The sequence below is a fragment of the Streptomyces pinistramenti genome, assembly GCF_020564935.1.
In the GTDB taxonomy this organism is placed as follows: domain Bacteria; phylum Actinomycetota; class Actinomycetes; order Streptomycetales; family Streptomycetaceae; genus Streptomyces; species Streptomyces pinistramenti.
This window is the reverse complement of sequence record NZ_JAJCXB010000071.1, coordinates 1-20,386: the sequence shown is the minus strand read 5'-3', so window position 1 is coordinate 20,386 and position 20,386 is coordinate 1. Positions and strand designations below refer to the sequence as shown.

The 20,386-nt window shown below is 70.6% G+C and carries 11 protein-coding genes; 5 read left to right on the top strand and 6 right to left on the bottom strand.

What is annotated here, in order from left to right:
• Window positions 1-45 precede the first annotated feature (45 nt).
• A complete protein-coding gene (locus tag LIU39_RS31015; RefSeq protein WP_227050270.1) occupies window positions 46-1,683 on the top strand; it encodes a glycosyltransferase family 2 protein in 1,638 nt (545 codons plus the stop codon).
• A gap of 66 nt (window positions 1,684-1,749) precedes the next feature.
• The gene (galE, locus tag LIU39_RS31010) at window positions 1,750-2,730 is read left to right on the top strand and encodes a UDP-glucose 4-epimerase GalE (protein ID WP_227050265.1); all 981 of its coding nucleotides are present in this window, start codon (window positions 1,750-1,752) and stop codon (window positions 2,728-2,730) included.
• Between the two features lie 70 nt (window positions 2,731-2,800).
• Here the strand turns inward: galE and LIU39_RS31005 are convergent, their stop codons facing one another.
• Both LIU39_RS31005 and LIU39_RS31000 read right to left on the bottom strand, forming a co-directional pair.
• Window positions 2,801-3,949 (bottom strand): glycosyltransferase, encoded by a 1,149-nt coding sequence (locus tag LIU39_RS31005; protein WP_227050264.1) that lies wholly within the window; start codon window positions 3,947-3,949, stop codon window positions 2,801-2,803.
• Window positions 3,946-6,828, bottom strand: a complete 2,883-nt coding sequence (locus LIU39_RS31000; protein ID WP_227050263.1) for a bifunctional glycosyltransferase/CDP-glycerol:glycerophosphate glycerophosphotransferase — start codon at window positions 6,826-6,828, stop codon at window positions 3,946-3,948. The genes LIU39_RS31005 and LIU39_RS31000 overlap by 4 nt, the downstream gene beginning before the upstream one ends.
• 647 nt (window positions 6,829-7,475) lie before the next feature.
• Between LIU39_RS31000 and LIU39_RS30995 the strand changes: the two genes are divergently transcribed.
• Entirely contained in the window at window positions 7,476-9,818 is a 2,343-nt protein-coding gene (locus LIU39_RS30995; protein WP_227050262.1) for a bifunctional glycosyltransferase/CDP-glycerol:glycerophosphate glycerophosphotransferase, read from the top strand.
• A gap of 134 nt (window positions 9,819-9,952) precedes the next feature.
• Here LIU39_RS30995 and LIU39_RS30990 read toward each other — a convergent pair whose 3' ends face one another.
• Window positions 9,953-10,576: a TetR/AcrR family transcriptional regulator gene (locus LIU39_RS30990; protein WP_227050261.1), complete on the bottom strand. Its 624-nt coding sequence runs from the start codon at window positions 10,574-10,576 to the stop codon at window positions 9,953-9,955.
• 237 nt (window positions 10,577-10,813) lie between these two features.
• On the opposite strand from LIU39_RS30990, the gene LIU39_RS30985 reads away from it, so the two are divergent.
• Both LIU39_RS30985 and LIU39_RS30980 read left to right on the top strand, forming a co-directional pair.
• The gene (locus LIU39_RS30985) at window positions 10,814-11,764 is read left to right on the top strand and encodes an ABC transporter permease (RefSeq protein WP_227050260.1); all 951 of its coding nucleotides are present in this window, start codon (window positions 10,814-10,816) and stop codon (window positions 11,762-11,764) included.
• Between the two features lie 28 nt (window positions 11,765-11,792).
• Window positions 11,793-12,602, top strand: coding sequence for an ABC transporter ATP-binding protein (locus LIU39_RS30980; protein WP_372464118.1), 810 nt, complete (start codon window positions 11,793-11,795; stop codon window positions 12,600-12,602).
• 95 nt (window positions 12,603-12,697) lie between these two features.
• Here LIU39_RS30980 and LIU39_RS30975 read toward each other — a convergent pair whose 3' ends face one another.
• The 3 genes from LIU39_RS30975 to LIU39_RS30965 form a co-directional block, all read right to left on the bottom strand.
• Window positions 12,698-17,653 (bottom strand): NAD-glutamate dehydrogenase, encoded by a 4,956-nt coding sequence (locus LIU39_RS30975; RefSeq protein WP_227050259.1) that lies wholly within the window; start codon window positions 17,651-17,653, stop codon window positions 12,698-12,700.
• A gap of 455 nt (window positions 17,654-18,108) precedes the next feature.
• A complete protein-coding gene (locus LIU39_RS30970; RefSeq protein ID WP_227050258.1) occupies window positions 18,109-18,777 on the bottom strand; it encodes an HAD family hydrolase in 669 nt (222 codons plus the stop codon).
• Window positions 18,778-18,979: 202 nt separating this feature from the next.
• Complete coding sequence (locus LIU39_RS30965) at window positions 18,980-19,486, bottom strand: DUF6912 family protein (protein ID WP_227050257.1); 507 nt, start codon at window positions 19,484-19,486, stop codon at window positions 18,980-18,982.
• Between the last annotated feature and the right edge of the window lie 900 nt (window positions 19,487-20,386).

Below are 20,386 nucleotides of genomic sequence, written 5' to 3'. Positions count from 1 at the left end.
TCGCGCCACGAGATGCCGTCGACACGAAATGTAGATGTAGTGACTGTGAAAGAAGCCCACGAGCCATCGCCTGGGCCCACGATCACGCCGGCCGCGCAGATCAGCATCGTCGTCATCGTCTTCAACGATGTCGTCCATGTCGCCGACGCGGTGCGCTCCGCGCTGGCGCAGGCGGCCGACGGCATCACCGTCGAAGTGATCGCCGTGGACGACGCCTCCACCGACGGCACCGGTACCGCCCTCGACACCCTCGCCCGCGACGAACCGCGGCTGCGCGTCCTGCACCGCAGCGACAACAGCGGCGGCTGCGGCACCCCCCGCAACGACGGACTGCGCGCCGCCGCAGGCCGGTTCGTGATGTTCCTGGACAGCGACGACGTGCTGCCGGCCGGCGCGGCCCCCGCGCTGCTGCGGGCGGCGCTCGCCGCGGACGCGCCGGTGGCGTCCGGCGCCTGCATCCGCAGGGAACTGCCGGCCCGCCGCGACGTCCCGTGGCAGCCGGGCATGTACCGCGAGACCACCGTGCACGCGGCCCCCGGCGGCAGCCCCCAGCTCGTGCGGGACACCCTGTGCGTGAACAAGCTCTACGACCGCGCCTTCCTCGCCGAGCACGGCATCGTCTTCCCCGAGGGCCGCTTCACCTACGAGGACTTCGTCTTCACCGCACGGGTACTTGCCGCCGCCCCGCGGCTGGTGACCATCCCCGACCACGTCTACATCTGGCACGTCCGCCGCACGGCCGCCAAGCAGTCGATCTCGCTGGACCGCAAGGACGTCGCCAACTGGCAGGCCAGGATCGACGCGCACCGCACCAGCGTGCAGATCCTGCGGGACGCCGGCCGGAAGGAGCTGGCGCAGGCCGCCAGGACCAAGTTCCTCGACCACGACCTGCGGATGTACGTCCGTGAACTGCACACCCGGGACGCCGAGTACCGCGCCGCGTGGTGGCGGCTGACCGGCGACTACCTGGCCGGCTTCGACGAGGCCGACCTGGCGGCCGCGCGCGCCCCGGCCCGCTGGCTCGCCCGGGTCGTGCTGGCCGCGGACGGGCCACCCGGCGACCTGGACCGGCTGACCCAGCTGGCGGCCAGGCCGGGACGGCTGCTGCCGCCGTACGCCAGGGACGGCGGGCAGCCGGTGTGGTCGGCACAGCTGCCGCAGGTCGAGCTGGACGCGATCGACTCCAAGCCGACGCACCGGCTGCCGGTCACCATCGACGCGGAGCCGGTCATCGGCCGCCGCAGCATGCTGCGGCTGCGGGTGCACGAGCTGTACGGGCGGCTGGCCGAGGCCGGGCCGCTGAGCATCGACGTCGAGCTGCGGCGGCGCGCCGACGACCGGCGCGGCCCGGTGCACACCGCCGCGCTGACCCCGGGGCCGGACGAGACCTGGACCGCCGACGTGATGCTGGACCTCGGCGCGCTGGTCGAGCGCGGCGCCCGGCAGACGGCCGGGCCCGACCCCTGGGATCTGATGGCGCAGGTCCGCTGCGCCGACGGCTCCGGCTTCCGCGCCTCGCTGCGCGCGGTGGGCCCGGGGCTGCGCCGCCGGATGCTGCCCAGCCGCCGTTTCGCCGTGCTGCTGGTGCAGCCGTACGCGACCACCGGCGGGGCGCTGTCGCTGCGGGTCGCGGCCGGACTGCGCAGCGTCTGGCGGATCGCCGCGGCGCGACTGCGCCGCTGACCGCGCAGGCCCAGGCACCGCCCCGCCTTTCCTTCCCCTTCCCGTCCCCGACCCTAGGATGGCGCCATGTCTTACTTGATCACGGGCGGTGCCGGCTACATCGGCGCCCATGTCGTGCGGGCCCTGCGGCAGGCGGGCGAGCCCGTCATCGTGCTGGACGACCTGACGACGGGGGTCGCCGCCCGGCTCCCCGATGACGTGCCGCTGGTCGTCGGCTCCACTCTCGACCGCGCGCTCCTGGACCGCACCATCGCCGAGCACGGCGTGACCGACGTCGTGCATCTGGCCGCCAAGAAGCAGGTCGGCGAGTCCGTCGAGATGCCGCTGCTCTACTACCGCGAGAACGTCCACGGTCTGCAGACGCTGCTGGAGGCGATGGCCGCGGGCGGCGTCGGCCGGTTCGTGTTCTCCTCGTCGGCCGCGGTCTACGGCATGCCGGACGTCGACCTGGTCACCGAGGGCACGCCGTGCGTGCCGATCAATCCGTACGGCGAGACCAAGCTGGTCGGTGAGTGGATGGCCCGCGCGGCCGGCCGGGCGCACGGCATCAGCACCGCCTGCCTGCGCTACTTCAACGTCGCGGGCGCCGCTGCCCCCGAGCTGGCGGACACCGGCGTCTTCAACATCGTCCCGATGGTGTTCGAGAAGCTCACCGAGGGCGCCGCGCCGCGGATCTTCGGTGACGACTACGACACTCCGGACGGCACCTGCATCCGCGACTACATTCACGTCGCCGATCTCGCCGACGCCCACGTGGCGGCCGCCCGCAAGCTCGCCGAGCCGGGCCCGGTCCGCGATCTGACGCTCAACATCGGCCGCGGCGAGGGGGTTTCGGTCCGCGAGCTGATCGATCTGATCACCGAGGTCACCGGCCACTCGGGCGTCACCGCCGAGGTCACGCCGCGCCGTCCCGGCGACCCGGCCCGGGTGGTCGCCGCCGACGACCGGATCGCGGCCGAGCTGGGCTGGAAGGCGCACCACGACGTCCGCGACATGATCACCTCGGCGTGGGCGGGCTGGCAGCACCACCACCCCGAGGCCCGCTGACCGCAGACCGCAGACAGCCGCCGTCCCCCTCATGGCGAGGGGCACGGCGGCTGTCGTCGTTCCGGGCGGCTCAGCGCTCCAGGAAGCCGAAGAGCTCTTCCCAGCGCTGGGTGATCCGGTCGGTGCAGTAGCGCTGGACGTTCTCGCGCGCGGTGCTGCCGAGCCGGTCGCGCAGTTCCTTGTCGGTCATCAACGCCTCGATGTGCGCGGCGAGTTCATTGATGTTGCCGGGCGCGGCCAGCAGCCCGTCCTCGCCGTCCTGCACGATCTCGTGGACGCCGGGCGCGCAGTCGAAAGCGGCGCAGGGCACCGCCGCCGCCATCGCCTCCATCAGCGACAGCGGGAAGCCTTCGGCGCGGGACGCCTGGGCGAACACGGAGGCGCCGCGCAGCGCGCCCGGCACGTCGCCGGTGCGGCCCATGAACTCCACCGACCGCTCCAGGCCGAGTGCGTCGCGCTGTTTGAGCAGGATCTCCTCGTCCTCGCCCGAGCCGTAGATCCGCAGCAGCCAGTCGGGGTGCCGGTGTGTCAGCAGCGCCCAGGTGTCCAGGAGCAGGTCGACGCCCTTCTCGTCGGAGAGCCTGCCGATGCTGGCGACGACCTTCTCCGTGCGCTCCGAGGGGACGTCGGGCATGACGGGCAGCGGGTTCGGCATGAAGTCGGCGTTGTCCATGCCGGCCCTGATCCACAGGTCGGCGTCCTCGCGGGTGAGCGCGAGCAGCCGGTCGACGCCCTCGTAGTGCCGCTTGACCCGCTGGAACCGGGAGGAGCTGCGGCAGGCGCCGAACGACTCGTGGGTCATGCCGATCACGGGCATGCCCGCGGTGTCGGCGAGCGCCACCCATTCCATGGCCCACACCTGGGTGCAGATCACGATGCCGCCGGGGCGCGCGTTGCGGAAGATGCCGCTGAGCCGCTCGGCCGCCTCGCGCATCCCGGCTTCCCTGACGGCCCGCCGACGCCGTTCGGCGAGGTTGAGCCGGCCCTTGACGCCGCGCACCGGGCCGACGTGCGGCGGGTGCACGGAATAGAGGGTGTCGGTGGGGTACGGGAGGTCGCCCAGGTCGGTGCGGAGTTCCTCCGGCGCCGGGACGATGCCGGTGACGCGCGGGCGGTGGCCGCGCTCGGCGAACAGCCGGGCCATCTGGTGCGACCAGGTGGTCACCCCGCCCATTTCGTTGATGTTGTTGGAGACGAAGTAGATGTCGCGCCCGGTCACTTGGCGCCTCCTTCACGGGGTGCCGCACCGAAGAATCTGTCGACGACGCGACGGGCCGCGTCCCCCTGGTCGTATTCGCCGTAGGCGGCGGTGAACCGCGCGCGGGCCTCACGGTGTTCGGCGTCGGCGGCCTTGAGGTGGTCGATGGCGTCGAACAGCGCGGCCTGGGTCTCGACGAACGGCCCCGGTGCGGCGCTCTTGAGGTCGAAGTAGGTGCCGCGTGCCTCGTTCGCGTACTCGTCGTAGTCGTAGGCGAAGAACAGCATCGGCCGGTCGAGGAGGGCGTAGTCGAACATCACCGAGGAGTAGTCGGTGATCAGGCCGTCGGCGAGGGTCATCAGCGGGGCGATGTCGTGGTGCCCGGTGACGTCGATGACGGTGCCGCGTACGGACGGCGGCAGGACGACGTGGTTGAGGTAGTGCGAGCGGATCAGCAGCACGAAGCGGTCGCCGAACCGTTCGGTGAACTCGTCGACGTCGAAGGGGAGGTCGAAGCCGCGGACCGCGCCGTTCGGGCCGGCGCGGAAGGTCGGCGCGTAGAGCAGCACCGTCTTTTCGTCGGGGATGCCCAGTTCGGCGGCGAGCGGGCCGCGGGTGCGGGCGCCGGAGCCCTCCTCTTCCTTGCGGGCGGCGACCAGGGCGTCGTTGCGCGGGTAGCCGCTGCGCAGCAGGACCTCGGGCCGCAGCCGGAAGGCGCCTGCCAGGGTGCGTACGTCGTGTTCGGAGCGGACCAGGAAGTGGTCGAAGCGGTCCAGGACCTGCTGGTAGGCGTCCTTCGCGGCGCGGGCCTGGAGCCGCAGCCGGGGCTCGTCGAAGCCCATCCGCTTGAGCGCGGAGCCGTGCCAGGTCTGGATGTAGGTGGTCTCGGGGCGCTTGCCGAGCTTGAGGGGGTAGCCCTGGTTGTCGATCCAGAACTCGGCCTGGGCCAGGGCCCGCAGGTAGGGCCAGCCCCAGCGCTTGACGAGGGTGGCGTCCTCGGGGAAGCCGGTCGGCTTCTTGCCCGCGTAGCTCCAGACCGCCTCGAAGTCGATGCCCTGACGGCGCATCTCCTCGTAGAGGGCGCGGGGGCTGTCGCTGTACTGCTTGCCGAGGTGGCTCTCGAAGACCACCAGGCCCTTGCGGATGGGGAGCTTGCTGAACACCTCGTGGTAGATGCGGAGTTTGGTCTGTCCCGAGTTCAGCTCGCGCTTGGCCTTGCGGGCCGTGCGCACGCCGGTCTTGGCGAGCGCGGCCGCCGGGCTGTGCAGCGCCTGCCCGAGCAGCTTCTGGGTGCTGCGCGACGCCTTGCTCTGCGCGTGCAGCACGAAGGTGAGGTGGCCGCGCTTGGACGTGGCGGGCTCGATGCGGTCGGAGACCAGCCGGGTCAGGCGGGGCCGGATGTGCAGCGCGCGGGCGTCGTCGAGGTCGACGCCGCCGACGGTCAGCCGGGTGCGGGTGGTCTCCCCGTCCGCCTCCAGGATCAGCCGGGTGTCCCAGACCGCGTCGATCACGCCGAGCGGGCGCAGCCGGCGGGCGAGGTCGAGCGTGGCGTCCCAGTCGACGTGATCGCCGTTCAGCCGCAGCGATTTCAGCGGGAAGCTGAAGGTCTGCAGGCTGCGGCGGCGGGCCTTCAGCTCGATGCGGCCGCGCAGCCGGGTGGCGGGGGTGATCGCGCCGAGCGGGTTGACGACCGAGCCGGCCAGTTCGACGGTGCCGTGCCCGTCGTCGGCGTAGGACGTCAGCTGGTTGCGCAGGAAGAGGCGGCTCAGGGAGCGGGTGTGGTAACCGGCGTCGGTGACGTCGAGGACCCGGCGGCCCTCCGGGTCGTCGAGGTGCCGGTCGGTCCAGTAGACGCGGCCCTCGTGCTCGGTGAGCGGGGTGGAGAGCTTGTCGCGGTTGATGAGGGTGTCGACCGCGGGCATCAGGGCCTGCCAGTCCTCCTTGCCGAGGAGGTAGGCGCAGATGGCCTGTATCGGCTGGACGCGCTCGTACGCCTCGGGGGCGATGCCGGCGAGGTAGCCGTTGGCCATCTCGGCGAACTCCCGCCGGTACGCCTCGTCCAGGAGCGGGAGGTCACGCAGGTGCAGGACGAGGTCGTGCTTGAGGAATTTGACGTCTTTGTGGAACTTCAGCTCGTCGAGGCCCTGTTGGGCGAGCAGTTCGTCCACTCTGCGGTGAATTTCCATCCGATGCGCAAAGTTGGCGATTTCGTGCCGCCGGTTGCTGATGGATTTCGTCGCCGCCTTCTCGAAGACATTCCAGAAGTAGACGTGGTTGGGAATGAGGGTGATGCGCCGGGCCGCGACATACGCCTGAGCGGAGAAGAGCAGATCCTCGTAGTGAATGCCGACGGGGAATTGCAGTCCGGATTCGCTGAGGAATTCCCGGCGGTAGAGCTTGTTGGTCGACAGGGTGTCGAAGACCAGCAGGTCGGGAAGTTCGGAGATCGACTCGATGGTGCGGGTACGGGCGTAGAGCCACGGGTACCACTCGACGGTCTTCTTGGTGCGGGTGTCGGCGTGGACCCGCACACACATGCCGGACACCAGGTCGGCGCCGGTGCGCTCGGCCGCGTCCAGCATGTTGCGGCAGGCGTTGGGTTCCAGGACGTCGTCACTGTCGAGGAACATGACGTACTCGCCGTGCGCGTGGGCGATGCCGTGGTTGCGCGGAGCACCGCAGCCCCCGCTGTTCTCGGGGAGCTGCAGGGCACGGACCCGGCCGGGGTGTGCGGCGGCGAGTTCCTGGGCCACGGCGAACGATCTGTCCGTGCTGCAGTCGTCGACGATCACCACGTCGACACCGTGCAGCGTCTGATCCATCACGGACCGGACGGCGGTCGGCAGCCGGTTGGCGTCGTTGTAGACGATCACGACTACGGAGACGTCAGGCACGGGCACCCCTATCCTCTGTTCCTTGTGCCGTATGGGCCATCAAAACTACCGTGCACCCCCGCCCGCGCCCTGTCGCACCGGACCGGCAACGGCGGGATTTCCGGCGCAATTTCGTGCGCTGGACCACCCGTCCGTGGCATACCCGAACCGGCCGTTCGAGACGCATATACCTACGGCCGGACGCATACGCCACAGCGGACGGAATCGGGCGCTTGGCGCATTTACCGTGAGGTGCACGCGTGTTGATCACTAAGAGGCGCCCGCGGAGCCGACACCTCTGCCACCCAAGAGGCCCTGAACAGCGGGGTGGTTGCGTGATTTCCCCGTGAGTTGTCACACGCGCCCGCCGACGGGCCCTCGCGCGCGAGCGGACGCGGGCGGACGGCGCCCGGCGGAGCGGGGTTACGGGTGCGGCGGGCCGCGCGCGGCGGCGGGCGCCGGACGCCGCACTCCGGGGACGTCCGCATCCGCCCCACTCCCACTCCCTTCACCCGCATTGTCGTGACTTACCGCAATGTGTAACGAGGGCCACACAACTTTCGGATTACAAACGGCAACCATTCTTGGTGAACAGCAGTCATACACCTGGCATAGAATTTGCTTCCGAGCGATTCAGCATTCTGTACTCAGCTCGTCACGAGGAGTAGCACCGCATGTCCGAGATAGGCACCGAAGCCGTACCCCGCTTCAGCATCATCGTGCCCGTGTACAAAGTGCAGGGATTCCTGCGCGAGTGCATGGACTCGGTGCTGGAGCAGGAGTTCACGGATTTCGAGCTCATCGCCGTCGACGACTGCTCTCCCGACAGCAGCGGCGCGATCCTCGACGAGTACGCGGCCCGCGACAAGCGCGTCATCCCGGTGCACCGTGCCGAGAACGGCGGCATCGGCCAGGCCCGCAACACCGGCGTCGAGCAGGCCCGCGGTGACTACCTGCTCTTCCTCGACAGCGACGACACCTACGCGCCGGGCGCCCTCCAGGCGATGGCCGACCGTCTCGCGGTCACCTCCGACCCGGAGATCCTGCTCTTCGACCACGTCCGCACGTACTGGTGGAACAAGGTCCAGCCGAGCGCCAGCGTCGAGATGCTCCAGGAGGCCGGGACCGAGGTCTTCCGGCCGGCCGACCGGCTGGAGTTCCTCAACATGTTCGCGGTGGTGTGGAACCGCGCCTTCCGCCGGGACTTCTTCACCGGCAACGGCTTCCAGTACACCGACGGTCTCTACGAAGACGCGCTGATGGTCTACACGACCATGCTGACCGCCGAGACCGCGGCCTGCCTGGACCAGGTATGCGTCGAGTACCGCCAGCGCCGCCAGGGCAACTCGATGAAGACCCCGGGCCGCAAGCACTTCACGATCTTCGAGCAGTACCAGCGGCTCTTCGCCTTCCTCGACACCCGCCCGGACCTGAACCGGATCCGGCCGCTGATGTTCGAGCGGATGGTCAGCCACTTCCTCTTCACCTTCGCCCGCGACAACCGGGTGACGCCGGCCGACCGGGCGGAGTTCTTCCACCGGGCCGCCGTGATGTACCGGCGCCACCAGCCGGCCGGCTTCGTCCTGCCGGAGGGCATCACCGGCGCCAAGTACCAGGCGCTCGGCCGGGGCTCGTACCGCGCCTTCCAGGCGCTCAAGCTCGTCAACGGTGCCCGGGTGTCCGGCCGCGACCGGCTGCGCAGGACCAAGCGCACCCTGGGCAAGCAGGCGTTCCAGCGCTTCTACCAGATCCAGCTGCACCGCCCCGTCGACGAGAACCTCGCGGTCTACTCCGCCTACTGGAACCGCACCCCCGCCTGCAACCCGCTCGCCATCTACGAGAAGGCGAAGGAGCTGGCGCCGCACGTCCACGGCGTCTGGGTGATCAAGAAGGGCCAGGAGGACACCGTCCCGGCCGGCGTCGACCACGTCGTGGCGAACTCCCCCCGCTACTGGGAGGTGATGGCCCGCGCCAAGTACCTGATCAACAACGTCAACTTCGCCGGCGAGGTCATCAAGCGGCCGGAGCAGGTCCACCTCCAGACGCACCACGGCACCCCGCTCAAGCGGATGGGCATCGACCAGCAGAAGTACCCGGCCGCCGCCAAGGGCATGAGCATGCGCAAGCTCCTGGAGCGCGCCGACCGCTGGGACTTCAGCCTCTCCTCCAACCTGCACGCCACCGAGCAGTGGGAGCGGGTCTACCCCTGCACGTTCCAGTCGCTCGACGCCGGCTACCCGCGCAACGACGTCTTCTACCGCGCCACCGCCCAGGACGTGCGGGAGATCCGCGAGCGTCTTGGCATCGCCCCCGGCCGCATCGCCGTCCTCTACGCGCCGACCGTCCGCGACTACCAGACCGGTTACGTGCCGCGGATGGACCTGGAACGGGTCACCCGCGAGCTGGGCCCGGACTTCGTCCTGCTGGTCCGCACGCACTACTTCTACGCCGCGGACTCCCGCCTCGCGGAGCTCCAGGAGCGCGGCGCCCTGATCGACGTCTCGGCGCACCCGGTCGTCGAGGAGCTGTGCCTGGCCGCCGACGCGCTGATCACCGACTACTCGTCGATCATGTTCGACTACGCCAACCTCGACCGGCCGATCATCAGCTACGCGGACGACTGGGACACCTACGTCCGCTCCCGCGGCGTCACCTTCGACCTGCTCTCCGGCAACCCGGGCGACACCCCCGGCGCCGTCGCCACGGACGAGGACCAGCTGATCGACGCGTTCCGCAGCGGACGCTGGGACGACGCGGACGCCACCGAGCTGCGCGCCGCCTTCCGCGCCCGGTTCTGCCAGTGGGACGACGGGCACGCGGCGGAGCGCGTGGTGCGCCGGATCTTCCTGGGCCAGGAGGCCGGCCCCGCACCGCTGCCGCCGGCCGAGCGCACCGTCGCCCCCTCGCCGCGCGCCGCCGAGGCCGGACTGCGCCCCGGCGCACCGGACGACGACCTGCCGATCGCCCGCGAGACGGCGGCCGATGTATCGCCTTCGGACATCGAGCTGGCCGGCTGACGCCGGTACCCGCAGGGTGCCGCTCGACCGTCAACGGTCCCGCGGCACCCGGAGCCCGGCCTTCGGTGGCCGGGCGACCCGGACCCTGACGGGCGGCCCGGGGCCCCGTACGGAGCTCCGGGCCGCCCGCTTTCTCACTCCGCGCCGAGCGCGCCCGCGACCGCGGCCGCCAGCTCGTCCAGATAGCCGTCCGGCAGCCCGTCCCTGACCACCACCAGGCGCCAGTACAGCGGCCCGGTCAGCAGGTCGAGGGCCAGCCGCGCGTCCACACCGGCCGGCAGTTCGCCGCGCTCGACGGCGCGCGCCACCATCGCCGCGGCGACGCCTTCCTGGCTGTCGTGCAGCGCGGCCTTGAGCGCACCGGCCAGCTCCGGGCTGCGCGCCGCCTCTGCCAGCAGGTCCGGGATGATCTGCGAGGCCATCGGGTTCTGCAGCGCACGGGCTGCGACCTCCAGCAGCGTCCGCACATCGCCGCGCAGCGTGCCGGTGTCCGGGGTCGGCAGCCCCTCGGCGGCCAGCGCGGAGACCACGTCGAGGACGAGGTGGAGCTTGGAGCGCCACCTGCGGTAGACCGCGGTCTTGCCGACCCCCGCCCGCCGCGCGATGCCCTCTATCGACATCCGGGCGAAGCCCACCGTGGCCAGTTCCCCGAAGACCGCCGCACGGATCGCCGCGGTCTTGTCCTCCCGTAGTACGGCGGCGCCGGCCGGAGCCCGGCGCGCCGCCGCGGGATCGTCTTCGCTGCCGTCTTTTGCCATGCCTTGAGCATAGCGTCACGACGCTACGGTTGCGTTTCGACGCCCGTTCGCCCTACTGTCAACGTCGCGACGATACGGACTCGTCCCGACGCAGTGACCACCCGCGCCGTCGCCTCGCACCGACCTGTCGTTCCACCTGGTCGTCATGTGTCATGCCCCGTCGCCATGACCCGTCCCGGTGAGCACGCCGTGCACCGCGCGCACCGCCCGACGCCGTCACGTACGAAAGCGGCCCCCATGCCCCAGACCCTCGCTCCCCCGGACTCCGCTCCCGCACCGGCAGGACCGGTCGCCGGCCGGTCCCCCGTCCCCGGCGCCGCGCCCGACCCGCAACTGCGGGAACTGGCCGCACGCCACGGCCTGGAGATCAGCGGCGCCCGCCCGCCGCTGCCCGAGTACACCCGCAGACTCTGGTCCCGCCGGCACTTCATCGGCTCGTTCGCCACCGCCCGGCTCACCGCGCTCTACACCACCGCGCGGCTCGGCCAGCTCTGGCAGGTGATGACCCCGCTGTTCAACGCGGGTGTCTACTACTTGATCTTCGGCGTGCTGCTGCACACCAACCGCGGGATCGCCAACTTCATCCCGTTCCTGTGCACCGGCATCTTCATCTTCACCTTCACCCAGTCCACGGTGCTGGCCGGCACCCGCGCGGTCTCCGGCAGCCTGGGCCTGGTGCGCGCGCTGCACTTCCCCCGGGCCTGCCTGCCCATCGCGTACACCCTCATCCAGCTCCAGCAGCTGGTCTTCTCGATGGGCGTGCTCGCCGCGATCGTGCTGATCTGCGGCGTCCCGCTGACCTGGCACTGGCTCTTGATGGTCCCGGTCCTGCTGCTCCAGTCCGTCTTCAACACCGGCCTGGCGATGATCATGGCGAGGATCGGTGCCCGCACCACCGACACCGCCCAGCTGATGCCGTTCATCCTGCGCACCTGGATGTACATCTCCGGCGTCTTCTACAACCTCTCGGTCTTCACCCAGAGCGCCCCCCAGGCCATCGCCGTCGCTCTGAACGCCAACCCCGCGCTGATCTACATCGATCTGATGCGGTACGCCCTGATCGACACCGTGCACGCCAAGAGCCTGCCGCCGCACGTCTGGCCGCTGGCGCTGGGCTGGGCCGTGCTGTCCGGAGTCGTCGGATACGTCTTCTTCTGGAAGGCGGAGGAGGAATACGGCCGTGGCTGACACCATCACCGTCACCGGAAACGCCGGCCTGTCACAGGCCCCCGGCAGCCGGCCGCTGCCCGGCCCGTCCGCCGGCCCGTCCGATGAACGCGTCCCCACCGTCATCGCCGACGACGTCCACATCGTCTACAAGGTGCACGGCGCGGGCAGCGGCCGCGGCAACGCGGTCTCCGCGCTGCGCCGGATCGTCCGCCGCACCACCACGGCGGGCACCCGCGAGGTGCACGCCGTCAGAGGCGTCACCTTCGTCGCCCACAAAGGCGAGGCGATCGGCCTGATCGGCTCCAACGGGTCGGGAAAATCCACCCTGTTGCGGGCCATCGCCGGCCTGCTGCCGCCCGCGAGCGGCCGGGTCTACACCCAAGGCCAGCCGTCCCTGCTCGGCGTCAACGCGGCGATGATGAACGACCTGACCGGCGAGAAGAACGTGGTGCTCGGCGGCCTCGCGATGGGCATGAGCCGCGAGGAGGTCCGCGCACGCTACGACGGCATCGTCGACTTCTCCGGCATCAACGAGAAGGGCGACTTCATCTCGCTGCCGATGCGCACCTATTCGTCCGGCATGGCGGCCCGGCTGCGGTTCTCCATCGCCGCCGCCAAGAACCACGACGTGCTGATGATCGACGAGGCGCTGGCCACCGGCGACCGCGCCTTCCAGAAGCGCTCCGAGGCCCGGATCCGCGAACTGCGCCAGGAAGCCGGCACGGTCTTCCTCGTCAGCCACAACAACAAGTCCATCCGGGACACCTGCGACCGGGTGCTGTGGCTGGAGAAGGGCGAACTCGTCATGGACGGGCCCACCGACGAGGTCGTCGAGGCGTACGAGGCGCACAAGTAACGGACTTCGGCCCTGGGGGCCCAACGGGGAACGGCCCCGGAGCAGTTGCTCCGGGGCCGTTGCCCTGCGCCGTAGGCGGTGCGCGCCGCCTGCGGTCAGCTGTGCGTCCGCATCAGCGTGCGCATCGTCCGCATGGCCACCGAGAGGTTCGCCAGGTCGAAGCCCTCCGAACCGTGGATCTCCTCCAGCGTCGCGCGGGCGCGGCCCAGGATGGCGGCGTTGTTCTCCTCCCACGCCTTGAACCGCTGCTCGGGGGTCGAGGAGCCGTTGCCCTGCGACAGCACGTCCGAGGTCAGCGCGGCGTGCGCGGCGAACAGGTCCTCACGGATCGAGGCGCGGGCCATCGACTGCCAGCGGTCGTTGCGCGGCAGCTCCAGGATGCGGTCCAGGAGCTGGTTGATCCGCAGCCGCTCGCCCAGGTCGTAGTAGACCTCGGCGACGTCCAGCGGCTCCTTGCCGGTGCGGTCGGCGATGGCCACGATGTCCAGCGCCGGGAAGACCGACGAGAACCCGGACACCTGGACGGCCAGCTGCTCGGGCACGCCGGCCTCGGTCAGCTCGCCGAGGATCGTCCGGTACCACTCCAGGTCACGGCCCTGGAGCAGCTTGGGCAGCTCGGTCCAGACCGCGGAGACCCGCTTGCTGAAGAACTCGATGGTCTCCGAGAGCTCCAGCGGCTGCGGGCGGTTGTTGAGCAGCCAGCGGGTGCCGCGCTCGACCAGCCGCCTGCTGTGCAGCCGGATCCGGGTCTGGACGTCGGCCGCCACGCGGTTGTCCAGCGCCTCGACGTCGTCCCACACCTGGTTGAGGCCGAAGATCGCGCGGGCCGCGGTGTGCGCCCGCACCACCTCTTCCAGCGAAGCGCCGGTCTCCTCCCGCATCCGGTGCAGGAAGCTCGTACCGCCGGTGTTGACGGTGTCGTTGACCATCACCGTCGTGACGATCTCGCGGCGCAGCGCGTGCGCGTCGATCTGCGCGGCGAAATCCTTGTGCAGCGCCGACGGGAAGTAGGCGTGCAGCAGGTGCTGGAGGTACGGGTCGTCCGGCAGGCCGGTCCTGATCAGCTCGTCGGCCACCGTGATCTTGGTGTAGGCCAGCAGCACGGCGGTCTCGGGCTGGGTCAGCCCGCGGCCCGCGCTCAGCCGCTCGCGGATCTGCCGGTCGGCGGGCAGGAACTCCAGCGCCCGGTCGAGGTGGCCGTCCCGCACCAGGCGGCGCATGAAGCGCTGCTGGGCGTGGAGCATGCTGGAGGACTGCGCCTGGGCCAGCGCCAGCGCGGTGTTCTGCGCGTAGTTGTTGCGCAGCACCAGCGCACCGACCTCGTCGGTCATCTTGGCCAGCAGGGAGTTGCGCTGCTTGACCGTCATGTCACCGTTGGCGACCACGGAGTTGAGCAGGATCTTGATGTTCACCTCGTGGTCGGAGGTGTCCACGCCGGCGCTGTTGTCGATCGCATCGGTGTTGATCTTCCCGCCGGCCATGGCGAACTCGATACGGCCCAGCTGGGTGAGCCCGAGGTTGCCGCCCTCGCCGACGACCTTGACCCGCAGGTCCTCGCCGTTGACCCGGATCGCGTCGTTGGACTTGTCGCCCACGTCGGCGTTGGACTCGGCCGACGACTTCACGTACGTGCCGATGCCGCCGTTCCACAGCAGGTCGACCGGCGACTTGAGGATGGCCTTCATCAGGTCGGCCGGGGTCATCTTCTTGATGCCGGCTTCGAGGCCGAGGGCCGCCCGCACCTGCGCGTTGATCGGGATGGACTTCGCCGACCGCGGGTGGATGCCGCCACCCTGCGACAGCAGCTCGGTGTTGTAGTCGGCCCACGACGAGCGGGGCAGCTCGTACAGCCGGCGACGCTCGGCGTACGAGACGGCGGCGTCCGGCTTGGGGTCGATGAAGATGTGCCGGTGGTCGAAGGCGGCGACCAGGCGGATGTGCTCGCTCAGCAGCATGCCGTTGCCGAACACGTCGCCCGACATGTCGCCGACGCCGACCGCGGTGAAGTCCTGGGTCTGGGTGTCGTGGCCCAGCTCGCGGAAGTGCCGCTTGACCGACTCCCAGGCGCCGCGGGCGGTGATGCCCATGCCCTTGTGGTCGTAGCCCGCGCTGCCGCCGGATGCGAAGGCGTCGCCCAGCCAGTAGCCGTACGACTCGGCGACCTCGTTGGCGATGTCGGAGAACTTCGCCGTGCCCTTGTCGGCCGCGACGACGAGGTAGGTGTCGTCGCCGTCGTGCCGCACGACGTTCTGCGGGTGCACGACCTCGCCGCCGACGAGGTTGTCGGTGATGTCGAGCAGACCGGAGATGAAGGTGCGGTAGCTGGCGATGCCCTCGGCCAGCCAGGCGTCACGGCCCAGCGCCGGATCCGGCAGCTGCTTGCCGACGAAGCCGCCCTTGGAGCCGACCGGCACGATGACGGTGTTCTTGACCATCTGCGCCTTGACCAGGCCGAGGATCTCCGTACGGAAGTCCTCCCGGCGGTCCGACCAGCGCAGACCACCGCGCGCGACCTTGCCGAACCGCAGGTGGACACCCTCGACCTTCGGCGAGTACACCCAGATCTCGTACGCCGGGCGGGGCGCCGGCAGGTCCGGGATGGCCTGCGGGTCCAGCTTCATGGACAGGTAGGCGTGCGGCTGCCCCTCGCTGTCCCGCTGGTAGTGGTTGGTGCGCAGCGTCGCCTTGATGACGGTGAGGAACGACCGCAGGATGCGGTCCTCGTCCAGCGAGGCGACCTGGTCGAGCGCGCCGTCCAGCTCTTCGAGCAGCCCGTCGATCAGCTCGGTGCCGGCCCGCTGCCGCTCCGGCGACATCCGCGCCTCGAAGAGGGAGATCAGCAGCCGGGTGGTGTGGACGTTGTTGGCGAGCGTGTCCTCCATGTACGTCTGGCTGAAGGTCGCGCCGGCCTGCCGCAGGTACTTCGCGTAGGCCCGCAGCACCATCGCCTGGCGCCAGTTGAGTCCGGCCCGCAGCACCAGCTGGTTGAAGTCGTCGCTCTCGGCCGCGCCGTTCCACACCGCGGTGAACGCGTCCTGGAAGCGCTCGCGGGCGTCGTCGCCGTTGACCTTCTCGGGCATCCGCAGGCCGAAGTCATAGACCCAGGCGACGGTGTCGTCGGCGCAGGGCAGCTCGTAGGGGCGCTCGTCGACGACCTCGACGCCCAGGCGGTTCAGGCCCGGCAGCACCTTGGAGAGCGAGACCGGCTCGCCCCTGCGGTAGATCTTGAAGCGGCGTTCGTTGGGCGCCGCGCCGACCGGCTGGTAGAGGCTGACCGAGAAGTCCTTGCCCGCTTCGCCGGTGAGCTTCTCCAGGTGCTGGAGGTCGGCGACGGCGCTGCGCGGGGAGTTGTCGGCCTTGTAGCCCTCGGGGAAGGCGTGGGCGTAGCGGCGCAGCAGCTCGGCGGCGCGCTCCTCGCCGACCTCGGCGGTCAGCGCCTCGGCGAAGCCGTCGGCCCAGGAGCGTGCGGCCTCCACCAGGCGGGCCTCGATACGGTCCACGTCGGCGTCGGTGAGGTCGGGCAGGGAGGCGCCGGACTCGACACGGACGACGAAGTGCAGCCGGGAGAGGACCGACTCGGTGTTCCAGGCGGTGAAGTCGACGCTGGTACCGCCCAGTTCCTCCTTGAGGATGTCGATCAGGCGCAGCCGCACGCCGGTGGTGTAGCGGTCGCGCGGGAGGTAGACCAGCGCGGAGTAGTAGCGGCCGTACTCGTCCTGGCGGAGGTACAGGCGCAGCCGGCGGCGCTCCTGGAGGTAGAGCACGCTGGTGGCGATGGAGCGCAGCTCGTCGGCCGGAGTCTGGAACAGCTCGTCACGCGGGTACGTTTCGAGGATCTGCAGCAGGTCGCGGCCGTCGTGGCTGTCCGGCGTGAAGCCGGCGCCCTCCAGGACCTCGGCGACCTTACGGCGGATGACCGGCACCCGGCGCACCGATTCGGTGTACGCGGCCGACGAGAACAGGCCCAGGAAGCGGCGCTCCCCGATGACGTTGCCGTCCGCGTCGAACTTCTTGACGCCGACGTAGTCGAGGTACGACGGGCGGTGGACGGTGGCACGGCTGTTGGCCTTGGTGAGGATCAGCAGCTTGTGCTCGCGGGCCTTCGCGCGGGCGTCGGCGGGCAGCCGGTTGAAGGACGGCGACACGGGGTGCCCGTCGTCATCGGCGTGCGAGGGGTCGGCGCGCAGGATGCCCAGGCCCGTGCCCGGCACGGCGGACAGCATGTCCTCGTCGCCGCTCTCGCCGGGCCCTGAGATCAGCTCGTACTCGCGGTAGCCGAGGAAGGTGAAGTGGTCGGCGGAGAGCCAGCGCAGCAGCTCGCGGGCCTCATCGATCTCCTGGTCGCGCAGGTCGTCGGCGGTGGGCTCGGCGGGCAGCTCGTCCGCGATCCGCAGCGCGGCGCCGCGCATCTTCTCCCAGTCCTCGACGGCCTCGCGGACGTCCGAGAGCACCCGCAGCAGGTCGGCGGTGATCTGCTTGAGGTCATCGCGGTCGGTCTCGCGGTCCATCTCGACGTGGATCCACGATTCGGTGACCGCGTCGTGCGGCAGTTCGGCGGTCTTGCCCTTGCCGGTGCTGCCGTGCGCGTCGCAGCTGGAGTCGAAGACCTCGATGAGCTTGCCCGCCACGTCACGGCGGACGATCACCTGCGGGTGGATCACGACATGGATGCCGCGTCCCTGCCGGGACAGCTCGTTGGTGACCGAGTCGACGAGGAAGGGCATGTCGTCGGTGACCACTTCGACGACGGAGTGGCTGCAGGTCCAGCCGTTCTCCTCGACGGTCGGGGTGTGCACCCGGACGTTGGCGGTGCCCTGCGGGCGGTTCTCCGCGAGGCGGTAGTGCGAGATCGCGGCGCCGAACACGTCGACGGGGTCACGGTCCGCGAGGTCCTCGGGGGCCGTGTGCAGGTAGTAGCGCTGGAGGTATCCCGTGAGGGTCTCCTTGTCGAGACCTCGTACCGGGTTCTTGGTCCCGGCCGGGCTGCTTTCAACGACCCGGGCGGCCCTGGCGAGCAGCTCGGTCTTGGCTTCGTCCAGCTTGGTCTGCATGTCCTCTGGCTCCTGTCGCGCGCCGTTGCGTGACGTTGTGGAAGAACTCCGTGGATGCTGCACAACGCCGCTGCGACGCGAGGTGTCCGGTCGGTGTCGACGCTATGCCGCGATGAGAGAAGGCCGCGCTGTCATCGGCTGTTCTTGACACAGTCGACACACGCTCTTGGCCGCAAAGACCAGCGACCGCCCGGTCACGGTGGTGTCCCGGGCGCACAGCAGGGGCCTCGACGCCCCCGCGGGTTATCGCGCTGATCACGCTGCAAGGCTATCGCTCTTCGCACCGATGCCGTCATGGGGCTTGTGCGTACAAAACCCCACCCCGAACTTAGACGTTCCGAACAACGGCACGGCAAGCGAAATGTGCGATGCCCCGACAGCCGACGACGGAACGAAGATCCGGCCCCGCGGCCCGGCCCGGCAGCACGGTCCAACGGCGCGGTCCGGGCCTCCGGCTACGCCGCCAGGCGCGCGGCCACCTCGACCGCCTCGGCAAGGCTGTCGACTATCGGCACACCCGCGCCCGCGGCCTCCAGGCTGACGCGGCTGTGCGAGCCGCCGGTGTAGAGCACCGCCCGCGCCCCCGCGTGCCGCGCGGCCACCGCATCGTCCACCGCGTCCCCGATCACGACCGTACGTCCCGGATCCACGCTCTCCAGCGCCGCCAGATGCCGCACCATGTCGGCGCTCTTGCCGCCGCCCGACGGCCCCCTCCGGCCGTCGACCCGCAGGAAGTGCGACTCGATGCCGAAGCCGCGCACCAGCGGTATCAGCTCCTCATGGCCGAACATGCTCAGGATCGACTGACTGCCGCCGCCCGCCAGCCAGTTGGCCAGCAGCCCGTCCACACCGTCGGCGAGCGCACAGCGCAGCCGGTGCTCGCTGTAGTGCCGGTGGAACGCCTCGTCCATCACCAGCCACTCGGCGTCCGTCGGCATCCGCCCCATCAGCCGCTCGTAGAAGAGCGGCACGGGCACGCAGTACAGCTCCCTATAGCGCGCCAGCGTGATCGGCTCCAGACCGATCTCGGCGAACGCGGCGTTCGTCGCCCCGACCACGGCATCGATGTCGTGGAAGAGCGTGCCGTTCCAGTCCCAGACGAGGTGCTTCGTGTGCCTCTCCATGTCCTGCCCCCTGCTCCGTCCCCAGCCTGCCCCACACCGAAAAAGGTACCCGCGCCCACTGACAACGCCCCGGCCGCGCGCCACCGTGCCGCGGCCGCAGAGGCACGCGCGGGGCGCGGCGGATCACACACCGGGCGCAGGGCAGCAGCGGGAGCGGCACCGCGAAAACCCGTGCCGGACCGCCGCCCCGGACGTCCGGCCCTCAGCCGATCAGATGGGGAATCTCCTGCACTCCGAACCACATCAGGTCGTGGTCCTCCGCGCCGTCGACGGTGAACTGCGCATCGGCGTCGCCCTGATCCGCCGCACCGAGTGCGGCCGCGGCCGCCGCGACGTCCGCCTCCGCGTCCGCGGAGTCCACATGCACCGCCGCCGCCTTCGTCATCGGCACCGGCCCGGCGATCCGCACCTCACCCAGCGCCCCGCGGTCCAGGCCGCGGTCCGGATCTGCCACCGCCGTACCCTCCGGCACGTCCACGGCCACCACGACCCGGCGCCGCGCCGCATCCGGATGCCCCGCCAGCTGCCGCAGCGAAGCCTGGGCCGCGCGGTTCAGCGCCGCGTACTCCAGCTCCTCGATGTCGTCGGAGACGTACCACTCGCGCAGGGCGGGGGTGACGGCGTACGCGTCCAGAGGACCGGGGCCCAGAGCGCCGTTCCCGTGCGCCTCGGCGAGACCGGAAAGGGTCAGGGGAACATAGACGCGCATGACCGTCGCTTTCACTCAAATCGTCGAGCCCGGAGCAGCGCTCCGTCCCTGGGGAGACGCCAGCCAGCATACGGGCGCACGTCCCCCATCGAGGTGCCCGTACGGCCCGCTCTGCGCCCTCCCGGGGCCTTCCGCGCACCCGTCCCGAGGCTTGTTCAGGCCCCCGTCACCCTGAACGGTGAATTTTGCGCGCCCCGGAGATCCACCCGCCGCACGTTGCCGCCACCCCGTCCACGCCGATAGAAGAACTCCCACGGAAGCTACTGCCCGGTAAACAACCGGGCCCGGCAGAACGGGGGCGACCACATGACCGGCACCACGACCACGATCCCGCCGCACACCACCACCGCACCGCGCCAGACACCCCACCCGGGGCCCGTCCCGCCCACCCCGATCCCCCTCGGCACAGACACCCCCACCGTCCCGCACCCACGCCGCTCCCCGGCCGAAGAGGCTCGCCCGACGGCACCCGTCATCACCGGGGCAGACGCATCGACGGCACCCGTCACCCCCACCGGGACAACGCCCGACACCGGGGCGAACTCCGCCCCCAGGACCCCCACCCGCCCCACCCCGGACCGAGCCCCGGCAACAGCAACAGCCCCGGCACCCGCGCCCGCATTCCGCGACTCCGGCCCCGTACACCCCGACCCTCAAGAGGCCACCCGCCCCGCGCCCCCGGCCGCTCCAGCCCCCGGAAACCGCCCGGATACGGCGAGCCCCATCGACGGCACGTCATCCGCGGACTCGGCCTCCCACAAGGCAGCCCCCAGCGGAGCCGCCTCCGAAGACACGTCCCCCGGAGACACATCCTCCGGAGAGGCAACCTCCGACGAGGACCCCCCGATCCGGACCGCCCCGCCGCCGCGCCGTCCCGCTGCCGGCCGTGCCCCGGCCCGC